The 15,770-nt window shown below is 71.9% G+C and carries 11 protein-coding genes; 1 reads left to right on the top strand and 10 read right to left on the bottom strand.

What is annotated here, in order from left to right:
* Nucleotides 1-147: 147 nt before the first annotated feature.
* Nucleotides 148-1,764, top strand: coding sequence for a nucleobase:cation symporter-2 family protein (locus ACZ2G1_RS14830; RefSeq protein WP_470377074.1), 1,617 nt, complete (start codon nucleotides 148-150; stop codon nucleotides 1,762-1,764).
* Nucleotides 1,765-1,959: 195 nt separating this feature from the next.
* On the opposite strand, the gene ACZ2G1_RS14835 is transcribed toward ACZ2G1_RS14830, so the two are convergent.
* The 10 genes from ACZ2G1_RS14835 to ACZ2G1_RS14880 all read right to left on the bottom strand — a co-directional run bounded on the left by ACZ2G1_RS14835 (nucleotide 1,960) and on the right by ACZ2G1_RS14880 (nucleotide 15,663).
* Entirely contained in the window at nucleotides 1,960-3,345 is a 1,386-nt protein-coding gene (locus ACZ2G1_RS14835; RefSeq protein ID WP_470377075.1) for an 8-oxoguanine deaminase, read from the bottom strand.
* 204 nt (nucleotides 3,346-3,549) lie between these two features.
* The gene (gene allB / locus ACZ2G1_RS14840) at nucleotides 3,550-4,869 is read right to left on the bottom strand and encodes an allantoinase AllB (protein WP_031283715.1); all 1,320 of its coding nucleotides are present in this window, start codon (nucleotides 4,867-4,869) and stop codon (nucleotides 3,550-3,552) included.
* Between the two features lie 464 nt (nucleotides 4,870-5,333).
* A complete protein-coding gene (locus ACZ2G1_RS14845; RefSeq protein ID WP_470377076.1) occupies nucleotides 5,334-6,500 on the bottom strand; it encodes a glycerate kinase in 1,167 nt (388 codons plus the stop codon).
* Nucleotides 6,501-6,532: 32 nt separating this feature from the next.
* Entirely contained in the window at nucleotides 6,533-8,308 is a 1,776-nt protein-coding gene (gene gcl, locus ACZ2G1_RS14850) for a glyoxylate carboligase (protein WP_176336912.1), read from the bottom strand.
* Nucleotides 8,309-8,367: 59 nt separating this feature from the next.
* Nucleotides 8,368-9,252: a 2-hydroxy-3-oxopropionate reductase gene (locus ACZ2G1_RS14855; protein WP_017834767.1), complete on the bottom strand. Its 885-nt coding sequence runs from the start codon at nucleotides 9,250-9,252 to the stop codon at nucleotides 8,368-8,370.
* A gap of 75 nt (nucleotides 9,253-9,327) precedes the next feature.
* On the bottom strand, nucleotides 9,328-10,134 hold the full coding sequence (locus ACZ2G1_RS14860; protein ID WP_035923312.1) for a hydroxypyruvate isomerase family protein: 807 nt from the start codon (nucleotides 10,132-10,134) through the stop codon (nucleotides 9,328-9,330).
* 232 nt (nucleotides 10,135-10,366) lie between these two features.
* Complete coding sequence (locus tag ACZ2G1_RS14865; RefSeq protein ID WP_017834769.1) at nucleotides 10,367-11,188, bottom strand: bifunctional allantoicase/(S)-ureidoglycine aminohydrolase; 822 nt, start codon at nucleotides 11,186-11,188, stop codon at nucleotides 10,367-10,369.
* Nucleotides 11,185-12,531: a DUF6986 family protein gene (locus tag ACZ2G1_RS14870; RefSeq protein WP_095651233.1), complete on the bottom strand. Its 1,347-nt coding sequence runs from the start codon at nucleotides 12,529-12,531 to the stop codon at nucleotides 11,185-11,187. The genes ACZ2G1_RS14865 and ACZ2G1_RS14870 overlap by 4 nt, the downstream gene beginning before the upstream one ends.
* Nucleotides 12,528-14,156 carry a malate synthase A gene (aceB, locus tag ACZ2G1_RS14875; protein WP_035923310.1) on the bottom strand — a complete coding sequence of 543 codons (1,629 nt, stop codon included), beginning with the start codon at nucleotides 14,154-14,156 and terminating at the stop codon, nucleotides 12,528-12,530. The genes ACZ2G1_RS14870 and aceB overlap by 4 nt, the downstream gene beginning before the upstream one ends.
* A gap of 91 nt (nucleotides 14,157-14,247) precedes the next feature.
* On the bottom strand, nucleotides 14,248-15,663 hold the full coding sequence (locus ACZ2G1_RS14880) for an NAD-dependent malic enzyme (RefSeq protein ID WP_095651232.1): 1,416 nt from the start codon (nucleotides 15,661-15,663) through the stop codon (nucleotides 14,248-14,250).
* Nucleotides 15,664-15,770: the final 107 nt, after the last annotated feature.

Here is a 15,770-nt window from a genome sequence, read left to right on the forward strand (position 1 = left end):
CGCCGCCCCGGTCGGCTCCTACCGGGACCATCAGATCTGGACACTTCACGGGAGCCCCACCGGCAGCGGCTGGGCCCCGGAAAAACAGAGGATCGCCGGACCTTGCGCAGCAGAGCCGACGCCTGCGCGCTGAAGGAGGCACCTTCCATGTCATCGACCACACCTGACCGTCCGACCGACGCCCGCACGACCGCGGCCCGCACGATCCGCCGTGGGCGCCCGTCGCGACCGGCGCACGCGCCCGGACCGGAGGACGAGCGGCTGCCGCTGGGGCGCACCACCGCCTACGGCTTCCAGCACGTCCTCACCATGTACGGCGCCATCGTCGCCGTCCCCCTCATCATCGGGCAGGCCGCCGGGCTCTCCGGCGAGGAGATCGCCCTCCTCATCAGCTCCTGCCTGCTCATGGGCGGGGTCGCCACCGTCCTGCAGAGCTTCGGGGCGCCCTTCCTCGGCTCCAGGCTGCCGCTCGTGCAGGGCGTGTCCTTCGCCGGGGTCGCCCCCATGCTCGCGATCCTGGCCGGTGGCAACGACCTGACCACCATCTTCGGGGCCGTGCTCGTCTCCTCGGTGGTGGGCTTCCTGCTCGCCGGCGCGTTCTCCCGCGTCCTCCGGCTGTTCCCGCCGGTGGTCACCGGAACGGTGATCACGGTCATCGGCATCTCCCTGCTGCCGGTCGCGATCTCCTGGGCCGCCGGGGACGGGGACGGCGGAGCCGCCGATCCCCGCAGTCTCGCCCTGGCCGGGATCACCCTGCTCATCGTGCTGGTGCTGTCCAAGGTGGGCGTCGGGATGATCTCGCGCCTGTCCATCCTGCTCTCCTTCGTGCTCGGCACCGTGATCGCCCACGCGATGGGGATGGTGGACTTCTCCGGTGTGGGCGAGGGCGGCATCGTCACCTTCCCGACGCCCCTGGCCTTCGGTCCCCCGACCTTCGAGCTCGCCTCGATCATCTCGATGCTCATCGTGGTGCTCGTGACGATGACCGAGACCACGGCGGACATCCTCGCGGTGGGCGAGATCACGGGGGCCGAGGTCGACTCGAAGCGCGTGGCCAACGGCCTGCGGGCGGACATGCTCTCCTCCGCGGGGGCACCGCTGCTCAACTCGTTCACCCAGACGGCTTTCGCCGCCAACGTGGGCCTCGTCGCGGTGACGGGCGTCCGCAGCCGCTTCGTGGTCACGGCCGCCGGCGTCATCATGGTGGGGCTGGGCCTGTTCCCCGTCATCGGCGAGGTCGTCGCGGCCATCCCGGCCCCGGTCCTCGGCGGCGCGTCGATCGTGCTCTTCGGCACGGTGGCCTCCTCCGGCGTGCGCACGCTGGGCAAGGTGAACTTCAACAACTCGATGAACCTCGTCATCGTGGCGGTCGCCTTCGCGTTCGGCCTCATCCCCGTGGCCGCGCCCCAGTTCTACGCCGGCTTCCCGTCCTGGACCCAGACCATCCTCGGCTCGGGGATCAGCGCCGCAGCACTCGTGGCCATCGCCCTCAACCTGCTGTTCAACGAGCTGACCGCCGGCAACTCCCGGCACCAGTCCGTCATGGCGGCGGCTCCGGTGCGGGTCGTCCGGGCGGACACCCTGGCGCACCTGCGGGAGGGCGACCGCATCCAGGACGGTGCCGTGGTGGACAGCGACGGAGCCGAGGTGGCGGTCGTGGCGGAGCACCACTTCGACGACGTCCGGAGGATGATCGACGAGGGGGAGATCACGCACACGGGACAGATCCGGACGGTCCTCGCCGCCAAGGACGCGACGGCCTGAGCACCCGGGCTCGCACCGCACCTGCGAGGCCTCGACCAGGGGCGTCCCCCGCCTCCGCCCGGCACACCGCCGGGCGGAGGCGGGGAACGCCCCTGCGACGGTGTCCGGGCCGGCCCGATCAGCTCGCTGCCACCGGGCCGCGGCGCCCCGCCCCGGCCCGGTCCGCGAGCGCCGGGCCCGGCGGGGTCGGGAGCTTCAGGCGTTCACCAGGCGGCGGGCCGCCGCGGAGTGCTCGGCGGTGAGCGCCTCCACGTCCAACCCGGTGATCGCACCGTCCTCCACGAGCCAGCGCCCGCCCACCATGACCCGGTCCGCGCGCTCCGCGCCGCACAGCAGCAGCGCGGAGAGCGGGTCGTGGGCGCCGGAGAAGCGCAGCCCGTCCAGCCGGAACATCGCGAGGTCCGCCTGGGCGCCCGGGCGCAGCACGCCGAGGTCCGGGCGCCCGAGCAGGCGCGCGGAGCCGCGCGTCGCCCAGCCGAGGGCCCGCTCCGGGGGCACGGCCTCCGCCCCGTAGCGCAGTCGCTGCACGTACAGGGCCTGCCGGACCTCCTGCACCAGGTTGGAGGCGTCGTTGGAGGCGGACCCGTCCACCCCGAGCCCCACGGGGGCTCCCGCCTCCTCGAGCTCCACGGCCCGGCAGATCCCGGAGGCCAGGCGCATGTTGGACGTGGGGCAGTGGGCCACGCCCACCCCGGCCGCGCCCAGGCGGGCCACCTCGGCGTCGTCGAAGTGGATGCCGTGGGCCAGCCACGTCCGGTCGGTGAGCCAGCCCGTGGACTCGAGGTAGTCGACCGTCCGCAGCCCGAAGCGCTCCCGGCAGAAGTCCTCCTCGTCGATGGTCTCGGCGAGGTGGGTGTGCAGCCGCACGTCCAGCTCGCCGGCCAGGACGGCGGTGTCCCGCATGATCTCCCGCGTCACCGAGAACGGTGAGCACGGGGCCAGGGCGATCTGGGTCCGGGCGCCGTCGCCGCGCTCGTGGTAGGTCCCCACCAGGCGTGCGCTGTCGGCGAGGATCGTCTCCGCCTCCTGCACCGTCTGCTGCGGGGGCAGCCCGCCGTCGCGCTCGCCCAGGCTCATGGATCCCCGGGAGAGGACGGCCCGCATGCCGAGGCTCCGGGCGGCCTCGACCTGCACGTCGATCGAGTGCTCCATGCCGCCGGGGAACAGGTAGTGGTGGTCGGCCGCCGTGGTGCAGCCCGAGAGCAGCAGCTCCGCCATCGCCACCGTGGTCGCGAGCTGCAGGTCGCGGGGGCGCAGACGGGCCCACACGGGGTAGAGGTCCCGCAGCCACGGGAACAGGGGGACGCTGACCACGGGCGCCCAGGCACGCGTGAGCGTCTGGTAGAAGTGGTGGTGCGTGTTGATCAGCCCGGGCACCACCACGTGCTCCCGGGCGTCGAGGACCCCGCACGGAACGGTCGGGGCTCCGCCGGCCGGGACCAGCTCCACCACGGTGCCGGAGGCGGTGTCCACCACGACACCGCCGGCCGTGTCCGCGGAGGTGTCCTCGCCGGTGTACAGGGCCAGGGGCTCGCGCAGCCACAGCAGGTGGGAGCCGGAATTCGAGGTGTGGGGACGCACAGGGTTCTCCGATCGGTCGCAGGTCTCGTCACCGGCGCCGTGCGCCTCGTGTGTTCCGAGGGCGGCACGCGGCGCCGCCAGCTCAGTGAGGTCCTGTCTGCTGATCCAGGAGACCGCTCCCGCGGTCCCGGTGACCGTAGCACCGGCGGATGTTCGCCTTCAACCGTCCGGGCCCCGACGACGACGGGCCCGGACGGCGTCCGGTCAGCTCTCCCCGCGCCGGATCAGTCGGCCCGACGGAGTCCGGAAGTCCACGGAGCTGCCCCGCAGATAGGTTCTGCGCACCTTTCCGGACAGCGCCTTGCCCTGGTACGGGGTGATGGGGTTCTTGTGATGCAGCTTCCCGGCGTCCACGACGAAGGCGTCGTCGGGCGCGAAGACCACCAGGTCGGCGTCGTAGCCGATGGAGACCTTGCCCTTGGCGCGCAGGCCGGCCCGCTGGGCCGGCTTCGTCGACATCCACTCCACCACGCGGCCCAGGTCCACTCCGCGGCGCCGGGCTTCCGTCCAGATCAGGGACAGCCCCAGCTGCAGCGAGGAGACACCACCCCAGGCCACCCCGAAGTCGCCGTTGTCGAGGTCCTTGAGGTCCAGGGTCGAGGGGGAGTGGTCGGAGACGATGAAGTCGATGGTCCCGTCGATCAGTCCCTCCCACAGCAGCTCGCGGTTGCCGACCTCCCGCACGGGCGGGCAGCACTTGAAGGCGGTGGCGCCGTTGGGCACCTCCTCGGCGAGCAGGGTGAGGTAGTGCGGACAGGTCTCCACCGTGATGTCCAGGCCGTCCCGCTTCGCGGTGGCGAGCATGGGCAGAGCGTCCGAGGAGGACAGGTGCAGGATGTGGGAGCGGGCGCCGGTCCAGCGGGTGCGCTCGATGACCTCGGCGATGGCCAGGTTCTCGGCGCCGCGCGGGCGGGACTTCAGGAAGTTCTCGTACACGTCCCCCTCGGGCCGCGGGGCACGGTCGATGGCCCGGGAGTCCTCGGCGTGCACGATCATCAGCGAGTCGAACGTCTTGATCTCGGCGAGGTCCTCCTCCATCTCGTCGGCCTCCAGATGGGGGAACTCGTCCACCCCGGAGTGCAGCAGGAAGCACTTGAAGCCGAAGACGCCGTCGTCGTGCAGCTCGCGCAGGTCGGGCTTGTTGCCGGGGATCGCCCCGCCCCAGAAGCCGACGTCCACGAAGACGTTGTCCTGGGCGAAGAGGCGCTTGTACTCGAGGGCCGGCACGTTGACGGTCGCCGGGACCGAGTTGAGCGGCATGTCCAGGACCGTGGTGACGCCCCCGGCGGCGGCCGCGCGGGTGGCGGAGGCGAAACCCTCCCACTCGGTGCGGCCGGGCTCGTTGATGTGCACGTGGGTGTCCACCAGGCCGGGCAGCAGGTGCTCGTCCTCGGCCAGCTCCACGACCTCGCGGCCGACCAGGCCGGCGCCGAGGGGTTCGATGGCCACGATCCTGCCGTTGCGCACGCCGACCTCGCGGGGAGCGAAGTGGTCCCCGCAGGAGACGTTCTGCCCCCGCACCACGAGGTCGAACTCGCGGTGGCCGTGCGCATCGGTGCCGGCGTCACCCGACGCCGGGCGGGAGGCCTCCGCGGCATCGGCAGGCATCCCGTGCTCCCGCTTGTAGTCGGCGATCAGCCGGCGCACGCGCTCGGGGTCGTTGACGTCGTGGCTCACGTCCAGCTTGTGCGCCTGCTCGGCCTCGAAGGCGCTCCGGGCGGCGGCCGGCTTGGTGGCCGCGCGGGCGGAGTCCTCCCGGGCGATCGCCGCAGGGTCCGCACTCACCTGCTGCGCACGCCCTGCGGCGTCAGAAGCGTCGTCCGCGCGCTGTCCGGGCTCCGCGGACGGTTGACCCGGATCCGGTCGGTGCCCCTGCTCGTCGCTCTGCTTCCCGCCCCGGTCGGTGGTCCCCGGCCGCTGCGGCGTCTTCTTCTCCGTCATTCGGAGCTCCTCCTCGTCTTCGGCGTCCGCGCGGGCCGCCGGATCGATCAGTTGGGTCGGGTCCCCGTGAGCAAAGCGGGGAGCTCGAGGGCGAGCCGGGCGCCCACCTGCTCGAGCAGCCTGCCGGCCTCGCGCATGCTGACCCGCGGGTCCGGCTCGAGCTCCGTGAGGGCATAGGTGCGCACGAAACCGGCGGCCCTGCGGGTCTCCTCGTCGAGGGTGGTGCGGCCGCACACGGCCACCACCGGGACGCCGGCGGCGTGCGCGGTGGTGGCGACCCCCATGGGGGTCTTCCCGCCGAGCGACTGCTCGTCGAGGCTGCCCTCCCCGGTGACGACCAGGTCGGTGCCCGCCATCCGGTCGGCGAGCCCCACGAACTCCAGGACCACGTCGATGCCGGGGCGGCGCTGGGCCCCGAGCACGGCGAGGGCCGCGTAGCCCACGCCGCCGGCGGCTCCGGCGCCGGGGGCCCCGGCCGCCGTCAGGGCGGCCGGGCCCAGGGCGTCCGCCAGCCGGTCCCGGAAGACCGTCAGCGCGGCATCGAGGGATGCGACGAGATCCGGGTCGGCGCCCTTCTGCGGGCCGAACACGGCCGCCGCACCGTTGGTCCCCGTGAGGGGGTTGTCGACGTCCGCGGCCAGGACGAACTGTGCGTCCCGCACCCGGGGATCCAGCCCGGTGAGGTCCACCCGGGCCAGCCGGGCGAGCTCGGCGCCTCCGCGGCCCAGCTCGGCGCCCTCGCCGTCCAGCAGGCGAGCGCCGAGGCCCTGGAGCAGCCCCGCACCGCCGTCGGTGCAGGCGCTGCCGCCCACCCCCAGGACGATCCGGGTGGCTCCGGCATCGAGGGCGGCGCGGACCAGTTCGCCGGTGCCGCGGCTGGTGGCGCCCCCGGCGTCGAGCACGGGTGCGCCGTCCTCGTCCACGGGGAGCGCGGCCAGTCCCGAGGCCAGGGCCATCTCCACCACCGCGGTCCGGTCGAGCAGGGCGAACCCTGCCGCGACGGGGTTCCCGGCGGGACCGGTCACGGTGGTGGAGCAGGCGACGAATCCGGCACCGACGGCGGCGTCGAGGGTGCCCTCGCCGCCGTCGGCCACCGGGACGGCCACGACCGTGGCGGACGGCTCCACGGACCGGATGCCCGCCGCGAGGTGCTCCACCACGTCGGTGGCTTCCAGCGAACCCTTGAACTTGTCCGGGGCGACGACGATGCGCACGGGGCGTGCCTCCTGTTCTGTGCGGACGGGGATCAGTCGAGCAGGGCGATCGCCGTCGGGGCGTCCACGCCGCTGACGGCGAGCTCCTCGAACTCGACCACGTTGTCGATCTCGGTCCCCATGGAGATGTTGGTGACCTTCTCCAGTATGACCTCCACCACCACGGGGACCTGGTGCTTCTCCAGGAGGACCCGCGCCTGGCCGAAGGCCTCCTGCAGCTTCTCGGGATCGGTCACGCGCAGGGCCTTGCAGCCCAGGCCCTCGACGACCTTGAGGTGGTCCACGCCGTAGCCCTGGGTCTCCGGGGAGTTGATGTTCTCGAACGCCAGGGAGACGTTCTGCTCCATCTTGAACCCGCGCTGGGACTGGCGGATGAGGCCCAGGTACGAGTTGTTCACCACCACGTGGAGATAGGGCAGGTTGAACTGCGCCCCGACGGCCAGCTCCTCGATCATGAACTGGAAGTCGTAGTCCCCGGAGAGCGCGACGACGGTGGCCTCGGGCTTGCCCCGGACGACGCCGAGGGCGGCGGGCCCGGTCCAGCCCAGCGGGCCGGCCTGGCCGGCGTTGATCCACTGGCGAGGGCCGTGCACGTGCAGGAACTGGCCGCCGGCGATCTGGGAGAGCCCGATCGTGGAGACGTAGGTGACGTCCGTGCCGAAGGCGGTGTTCATCTCCTCGTAGACGCGCTGCGGCTTGACCGGGACCTGCGTGAAGTGCGTCTTGCGCTGCATCGAGCCCTTGCGCTGGGCGCAGTCCTTGACCCACCCGGACCAGTCCGGCACGGAGAACCGCTCCTTCCGCTCCCGGGCGACCTCGATGAGGATCTCCAGGGCCGCGCCGGCGTCGGAGACGATGCCGAGGTCGGGGGAGAAGACGCGTCCGATCTGAGTGGGCTCGATGTCGATGTGCACGAACGTGCGGCCCCGGGTGTAGGTGTCCAGGCCGCCGGTGTGGCGGTTGGCCCACCGGTTGCCGATGCCGAGCACGAAGTCGGACTCGAGGAACGTCGCGTTGCCGTAGCGGTGGGAGGTCTGCAGGCCCACCATGCCCGCCATCAGCGGGTGGTCGTCCGGGATGGCGCCCCAGCCCATGAGGGTCGGGATCACGGGCACGTCCAGCAGCTCGGCGAGCTCGACCAGCTGCGCCGAGGCATCGGCGTTGATGATGCCGCCGCCGGCCACGATGAGCGGACGCTGCGCGGAGGAGAGCATGTCCAGGACCTTCTCGGCCTGCGCGCGGGTCGCCGCGGGGCGGTGGACGGCCAGGGGCTCGTAGACGTCGATGTCGAACTCGATCTCGGCGAGCTGGACGTCCAGGGGGAGATCCAGCAGCACCGGACCGGGCCGGCCCGAGCGCATGAGGTAGAAGGCCTTCTGGAACGCCCCCGGCACCTGGCCGGGCTCCAGCACCGTCATGGCCATCTTGGTGACCGGCGCGGCGATCGAGGAGATGTCCACGGCCTGGAAGTCCTCCTTGTGCAGCTTGGCCACGGGGGCCTGGCCGGTGATGCACAGGATCGGGACGGAGTCCGCCCACGCGGCGTAGAGGCCGGTGATCATGTCGGTGCCCGCAGGCCCGGACGTCCCCACGCAGATCCCGATGTTGCCGGGGGCGGCCCGGGTGTAGCCGTCGGCCATGTGCGAGGCGCCCTCGACGTGCCGGGCGAGGGTGTGCCGGATGCCGCCGTGGGCGCGCATCGCCGAGTAGAACGGGTTGATGGCGGCGCCGGGCAGGCCGAAGGCCTCGGTGGCGCCCTCCTTCTCGAGGATGGCGACGACGGCGTCGACCGTGCGCATTCTGGCCATGATGAACTCCTTGGAAGCAGGACCCGGGATCGGGTCGGGAAGCGGTGGGGTGGGGAAGGTCAGCGGCCCGAGCGGCCGGAGAGCTCCTCGACGAGCTTGAAGAGACCCGAGTGGTCGAGTCCGCCGTCGCCCTTGTTGACGGTGGCGGCCACGAGCTGGGCGACGATCGCGCCGAGCGGCACGGCCACGCCGGCCTCCCGGGCGGCGGAGGTCACGATGCCCATGTCCTTGTGGTGCAGCTGGAGCCGGAAGCCCGGGTCGAAGTTGCGGTCCAGCATCTTCTGGCCCTTCTGGTCCAGGACCTTGGAACCGGCCAGGCCGCCCCCGAGGACCTTCAGCGCGGCGTCCGTGTCCACGCCGTAGGCCTCGAGGAAGACGACGGCCTCCGCGAGCAGCTGGATGTTGCCGGCCACGATCAGCTGGTTGGCCGCCTTGACGGTCTGCCCGGAGCCGGCGGGGCCCACGTGCACGATCGTCTTCCCGACGGCCTCGAGCACCGGGCGGGCGGCCTCGAAGTCCGCGGCCTCGCCGCCGACCATGATCGAGAGCACGGCGTCGATGGCGCCCTGCTCCCCGCCGGAGACCGGGGCGTCCAGCGGGCGCAGTCCGTGCTCGACGGCCTCCCGGGACAGGCGCGCGGCCACGTCCGGGCGGATGGAGCTCGCGTCGATCCAGACGGTGCCCTGCGCGGCGTGGGCGAAGACGCCGTCCTCGCCGGTCACGACGCCCTCGACGTCCGGGGAGTCCGGGACCATCGTGATCACGACGTCGGCGTTCGCGACGGACTCGGCCACGCTGGACGCGCCCTTGCCGCCGGCCTCGACGAGCTGGTCGATCTTGTCCTGCGAACGGTTGAAGCCGACGACGTCGTAGCCGGCCGTGACGAGGTTCTTGGCCATGGGCAGGCCCATGATGCCGAGTCCGATGACGGTGACGTTGGTCATGGTGGGATTCCTCACTGTGGGAGCCCGTGCGGTGCGTGCGACGGGCCGTGGTGGCAGGTGCGGGGAGGAGCGGCGTCAGGCGCCGGCGCGGGCCGCGGACCACGCGGCGGTCCAGGCGAAGGGGTCCTGCTGCGACGCCTTGTACTCGAGGCCCACGTAGCCCGAGTAGCCGAGCTCCCGGCTGCGCTCGATCCACTGCTGGAGCGGGAGCTCGCCGGTGCCGGGCTCGTTGCGCCCTGGGGCGTCGGCGATCTGGATGTGGCCGAAGTCAGCGGCGTGCTTCTCGATGACCGCGGAGACGTCGTCACCGTTGACCGACAGGTGGTAGAAGTCGGCGAGCAGCCTGATGTTGTCGGCACCGGCGGCCCGGACCTTCGCGATGACGTCGAGGGCGTCCTGGGCGGTCTTCAGGGGATAGGCCTCGGTGCCGGAGACCGGCTCCAGCAGCACGGTCCCGCCGATGCGCGCCACGCCCTCGGCGGCGGCCACGAGATTGCGCACCGCCAGCTCGTCCTGGGCCTCCGGCGTGTGCTCGGGCCGGCGGTTGCCGTAGAGCGCGTTGAAGGCCTTGCAGCCGGTGCGCTCGCCGATGGCGGCGACCACGGCGATGTTCTCCTTGAACTCCCCGCAGCGGCCCTTCCAGGACACGAGGCCCCGGTCTCCGCCCGGCATGTCGCCTGCGTTGAAGTTCAGCCCGCTCAGCTGCACCCCCGCGTCCCGGATCGCGTCCACGAAGGCGTCGACGTCGCGGTCCGCGGGCACGGACTCCGCGAAGGGCCACCAGAACTCGACCGCGTCGAAGCCGGCGGCCTTGGCGGCCGCGGGGCGCTCGAGCAGGGGCAGGTCGGTGAGAAGGATGGAGCAGTTCACGGTGTAGGACATCTGGATCCTCCTGGTTCGGACGGGACCGCCACATATTTCGGGATGTGGAAGTCAACTTCTGTCTTGTGAAACAGCGTACGGTCCCCTGTGACGCAGGTCAATCCCTGATTGGAAGAATTATTTCGGGATGTGGAAACTATGGGGTGTGGTCCGATGGCATGGAAGGACCCCGTGCCGCTGCGGTGGCAGGGCGGCACGGGGTCCGGTCGGTGGGGACGGGATCGCCGTCCGGTCAGCGCAGCTTCATCTGCCGGTTGACGTCCTTGTAGAGGAGGTACCGGAACCGGCCGGGGCCGCCCGCGTAGCAGGCCTGGGGGCAGAACGCCCGCAGCCACATGAAGTCGCCGGCCTCGACCTCGACCCAGTCCTGGTTGAGCCGGTAGACGGCCTTGCCCTCGAGGACGTAGAGCCCGTGCTCCATGACGTGGGTCTCGGCGAAGGGGATCACCGCCCCCGGCTCGAAGGTCACGATCGTCACGTGCATGTCGTACCGGACGTCGTCCGGGTCCACGAAGCGCGTGGTCGCCCACTTGCCGTCGGTCCCCGGCATGGCCGTCGGCTCGACCTCCTGCTCGTTGGTGACGAACGGCTCCGGCACCTCGATGCCCTGCACGTACTCGTAGGCCTTGCGGATCCAGTGCAGGCGGGCGGGCTCGCCGCCGCGGTTGCGCACGGTCCACTCGCACTCCGGTGGGAGGAAGGCATAGCCGCCGGGGACGAGCTCGTGCTCCTCCCCGTCGACGGTCAGGACGAGCGCCCCCTCCATGAGGAAGAGCACGCCCTCCACGCCGGCCTCCGTCTCGGGCCGGTCGCTGCCGCCGCCGGGGCCGACCTCCACGATGTACTGCGAGAAGGTCTCCGCGAAGCCGGACAGGGGCCGGGCGAGCACCCAGACCCGGGTGTCCTCCCAGAACGGGAGCCGGCTGGTCACGATGTCCCGCATGGTCCCGCGCGGGATCACCGCGTAGGCCTCCGTGAACATCGCCCGGTCCGTGAGCAGCTGGGTCTGGTCGGGGTGGCCGCCGTGCGGCGCGTGGTAGGTGGTCTCGGTCATCTGAAGTCGCCTCCGGTGGTCGATGCGGCCGGTGCCGCGGCCTTGGGGTGGGCCAGGGAGAAGAGCTCGTGCTCGCCGATGCCGGCGCTCTCCTCGAGCTCCTCCCCGGAGATCGCGCCGCACAGCACGCCGCGGTGGACGAAGCGGGCCAGGGCCCGGGCGGTGGCCGGTTCGTCCATGATCTCCGACTCGATGCCGTGCACGTAGTTCTTCAGCCGCAGCGCCGCCGCGGGGAAGCCCTCGCGGTAGAAGAAGTACGTGGCCAGGTAGCGGGTGGGCAGCTGGTGCGCGTGCAGGTCCCATCCCTGGTAGTAGCCCCGCTCCAGGGAGCGGCGCACCAGACGGGCGTGCAGCCGCCAGGCGGCCAGCTTCTGCCGGTCGCTCCCGGTGGGCAGGATGTTCGTGGAGCCGTCGGACAGCCGCACCCCGGTGCCGGCCACGGCGACCTGCATGACGGCCTTGGCGTGGTCGGCGGCCGGGTGCTCCATGGACTGGTACTGGGCGGCGATCTGCAGGGAGTCGGAATAGTCGTAGGTCCCGTAGTGCAGGGCCTCGACCCGTCCGTCCGTCCGGTGGAGCATCGCCGGGATGGGGCAGGTGCCGTCGGTCCCCAGGATCATCGGGGCCGTCTCCATCTGCACCTCGAACCGCAGCCGCCCGGCCGGCAGCCCGAGGCCCGCCTCGAGCTGTTCGCAGGCCTCGACCATGACGTCGACCTGCTCCGTGGTGCTCACCTTGGGCAGGGTGAGGACGAGGCCGCGGGGGAGGCCGTCCTCGCTGTGCCCGGCCTCCCGGAGCCCGCCCTCGCGCACCAGGGTGGTGACGAACAGGTCGAGCGTGCGCAGGCCGCGGTCCCGGGTGGCGGCCTCGAAGCACTTGAAGCGGATCCCGATGTACGGCGGCGCGGTGCCCTCCCGGACGGCCAGGGCCACGGTGCGCGCCGCGCGCACGGCCCACTCGTCCTCCTCCTGGTCCCCGCGGTCGCCGAAACCGTCCTCGAAGTCCAGGCGGACGTCCTCGATGGGCTCGGTGGCGAGCTTGTGCTCGACCGCTCGCGCCACCCGGTCGACCAGACCCGGGGCGGCACCCTCGGGGGCCACCTGCTCCGCGAGGGAGGCCGCACCGAGCCCGGCCACGGACCGGGCGGCGCGCTCTCCCCACTGCCGGGCGGTCTCCGGGGTGAAGCTGTCGGCGGGGAGGTAGACGGTGTGCACGGGCTGGCGTGTACCGGGGTCCCCCGGGTAGGACCGCTGGAGCAGCGCGTCGGTGCCGGCGAGCCGCTCCGCAGCGCGCTGCCGGAAGGCTGTGCCCAGCGTCCCGGTGTCCAGGTCGCCGGCGCTCACTTCGTGGCCACCCGGTCGCGGTCGGACTGCTCGAGCAGCTCGTAGGCGGGCAGGGTGAGGAAGTCGACGTAGTCCTCGCCCAGCACCAGATCGGCGATCAGGGCGGCCGCCGGCTCGAAGTGCGCCTCGTAGGACTGCGGGTCGACCTCCTCGCGCAGGACCTCCTTCTGCCGCTGGAGCTCCTCGGCCACGAGCTCGCGGGTCGCGGTGTTCCCGGTGTCCTCGTAGACCACGCCGTTGCGGATCTGCTGCCAGATCTGCGAGCGGGAGATCTCGGCGGTCGCGGCGTCCTCCATGAGGTTGTGGATGGCCACGGCCCCGTTGCCGGAGAGCCACACGGCGGTGTAGCGGATCGCCACGTAGAGGTTGGCCGCGAGCTCCTTCTGGGTGCTCACCCGCCCGGCGCTGGCGACGTCGAGCAGCTGCTCGGCGCTCACCCGCACGTCCTCGCGCAGCCGGTCCACCTGGTTGGGCCTCTCGCCGAGGACCCCGTCGAAGACCTCGCGGCAGGTGGGCACCAGGTCCGGGTGGGCCACCCAGGAGCCGTCGAAGCCGTCGTCGGCCTCGCGGGTCTTGTCCGCGCGCACCTTGGCGAACGCGGCCTCGGTGGCCTCCTGGTCCCGGCGGTTGGGGATGACCGCGGCCATGCCGCCCATCGCGAAGGCCCCGCGGCGGTGACAGGTCCGCACGAGCAGCTCGGTGTAGGCCCGCATCAGCGGGGCCGTCATGGTGATGGTGGAGCGGTCCGCCAGGACGAACTTCTCGCCGGCGTCCCGGAAGTACTTGATGATGCTGAACAGGTAGTCCCAGCGTCCCGCGTTGAGCCCCGAGGCGTGCTCGCGCAGCTCCCAGAGGATCTCGTCCATCTGGAACGCCGCGGGGATCGTCTCGATGAGCACGGTCGCCCGGACGGTGCCGTGCTCGATGCCCAGGTGCTCCTCGGCGAACGTGAACACGTCGTTCCACAGCCGGGCCTCGAGGTGGGACTCCAGCTTCGGCAGGTAGTAGTACGGTCCGTGCCCGTTGGCCAGCAGGAGCTTCGCGGTGTGGAAGAAGTGCAGGCCGAAGTCCACGAGCGCGCCGGAGGCCGGCTGCCCGTCCACCGTGACGTTGTGCTCCGGCAGGTGCCAGCCGCGGGGCCGGGTGACGACCACGGCGAGCGGGGCGTCCTGGCGCAGGGCGTACTGCTTGCCCTCCGGGGACGTGAAGCTCAGGGTGCCCCGGGCGGCGTCGCGCAGGTTGAGGACGCCGTCCACCTGGTTGTGCCAGGTGGGGCTCGAGGCGTCCTCGAGATCGGCGAGCCACACCTTGGCCCCGGAGTTCAGCGCGTTGATCGCCATCTTGGCCGGCGAGGCGGGCCCGGTCATCTCGACCCGGCGGTCCTGCAGGGCCGGCGGCGCCGGGGCGACCGTCCAGTCCCCCTCGCGGATCTCCCGGGTCTCCGGCAGGAAGTCCAGGGTGCCGGTCTCGGCGGCCCGGCGGCGGTTCTGCTCCCGGGCGCCGAGTAGCTCGGCGCGGCGGTCGGCGAAGTTGTGGTGCAGGGCCTCCACGAAGGAGAGGGCCTCGGCGGTGAGGATCTCGCTCGCGCGGTCCAGGCCGGCGGGGGTGGTGAACTCGATGGCCATGGTGGTCTCCGTTCGGTGCTGGGTTCGGTGGGCGTCGCCGCCCGTGGTGCCGGGCGGCGACGCCCGGTGGTGCGGACTCGGTGCCGCGCTGCTAGCGGGCGGCCACCGGTGCGAGCTGACGGGTGTCCTGCTGGGCCGCCTGCTGCACGGCCTCGGCCACGGCCGGCGCCACGTGCTGGTCGAAGACACTGGGGACGATGTAGCTCGCGTTGAGCTCGTCCTCGGCCACGCAGTCGGCGATGGCCTGCGCGGCGGCGACCAGCATGTCGGTGGTGATGTCGGATGCCCCGGCGTCGAGCAGGCCGCGGAACAGGCCCGGGAAGGCCAGGACGTTGTTGATCTGGTTCGGGAAGTCCGAGCGGCCGGTCGCGACCACCGCGGCGTGCTCCGCGGCGACGCCGGGATCGATCTCGGGGTCGGGGTTGGCCATGGCGAAGACGATCGCGCGGTCGTTCATGGCGGCCACGTCGGCCCCGTCGAGCAGGTCGGGGGCGGAGACGCCGATGAAGACGTCGCTGCCCACCACGGCCTCCTTGAGCGAGCCGGAGAACCCGGTCTCGTTGGTGTTCTCGGCGATCCACTGCCGGTGCGGGTCGTCGTAGCTCTCCCCGCGGTGGATCGCGCCCTTGCGGGAGCAGGCGATGATGTCCTGCACTCCCTGGGCCTTGAGGAGCTGGATGATGGCGTGCCCTGCGGCGCCCACCCCGGAGACCACGACCTTGATGTCGCCGATCTGCTTGTCCACCACGCGCAGGGCGTTGAACAGCGCGGCCAGGGCCACGATCGCGGTGCCGTGCTGGTCGTCGTGGAAGACCGGGATGTCGAGCTCCTCGCGGAGCCGGGCCTCGATCTCGAAGCAGCGCGGGGCCGCGATGTCCTCGAGGTTGATCCCGCCGTAGACAGGCGCCATGGCCTTGACGATGCGCACGATCTCGTCGGTGTCCGTCGTGTCGAGGCAGACCGGCCACGCGTCCACGCCGGCGAACGCCTTGAACAGGGCGGCCTTGCCCTCCATGACCGGCAGGGCGGCGGCCGGGCCGATGTCGCCCAGGCCGAGCACCGCGGTGCCGTCGGTGACCACGGCCACCGTGTTGCGCTTGATCGTCAGCCGCCGGGCGTCCCCGGGGTTGTCGTGGATGGCCATGCAGACCCGGGCCACGCCGGGGGTGTAGGCGCGGGAGAGGTCGTCACGGTTGCGCAGCGAGACGCGGGGGGTGACCTCGATCTTGCCGCCGAGGTGGATCAGGAACGTGCGGTCGCTGATCTTGCGCACCTGGACGCCGTCGAGCGCCTCGAGGGAGTCGCGCACCTCGTCGCGGTGGGAAGCGTCGGAGACGTTGCAGCTGACGTCGACGACGACGTGGTCTGCGTGGGACTCCACGATGTCGAGGGCGGTCACGGCCGCGCCGGCCCGAGCGGCGGCGGCGGCGAGCTCGCTGGTGACGGTGAGGCCTGCCGGGGCCTCCACACGCAGGATCATCGAGTATCCGGGACTGGGCGTGGCCATGGTTCCTCCAGGGGCTGTGGTGCGACCATTTCAGTCGCATCGTGGAATGAAACTTTCGTATTATGGATATTATGGGAGCCAGCCGAGGTTGGCAAGGATCTTTCGTG

This window comes from Kocuria sp. KKT182 (genome assembly GCF_055635395.1).

What these genes read in the sequence shown, in the direction of transcription:
- ACZ2G1_RS14880 (WP_095651232.1), bottom strand. Translation starts at nt 15,663, where the DNA reads ATGGCCACGCCCAGTCCCGGATACTCGATGATCCTGCGTGTGGAGGCC.
- ACZ2G1_RS14860 (WP_035923312.1), bottom strand. Translation starts at nt 10,134, where the DNA reads ATGTCCTACACCGTGAACTGCTCCATCCTTCTCACCGACCTGCCCCTG.
- ACZ2G1_RS14855 (WP_017834767.1), bottom strand. Translation starts at nt 9,252, where the DNA reads ATGACCAACGTCACCGTCATCGGACTCGGCATCATGGGCCTGCCCATG.
- ACZ2G1_RS14830 (WP_470377074.1), top strand. Translation starts at nt 148, where the DNA reads ATGTCATCGACCACACCTGACCGTCCGACCGACGCCCGCACGACCGCG.
- gcl (WP_176336912.1), bottom strand. Translation starts at nt 8,308, where the DNA reads ATGGCCAGAATGCGCACGGTCGACGCCGTCGTCGCCATCCTCGAGAAG.
- aceB (WP_035923310.1), bottom strand. Translation starts at nt 14,156, where the DNA reads ATGGCCATCGAGTTCACCACCCCCGCCGGCCTGGACCGCGCGAGCGAG.
- ACZ2G1_RS14865 (WP_017834769.1), bottom strand. Translation starts at nt 11,188, where the DNA reads ATGACCGAGACCACCTACCACGCGCCGCACGGCGGCCACCCCGACCAG.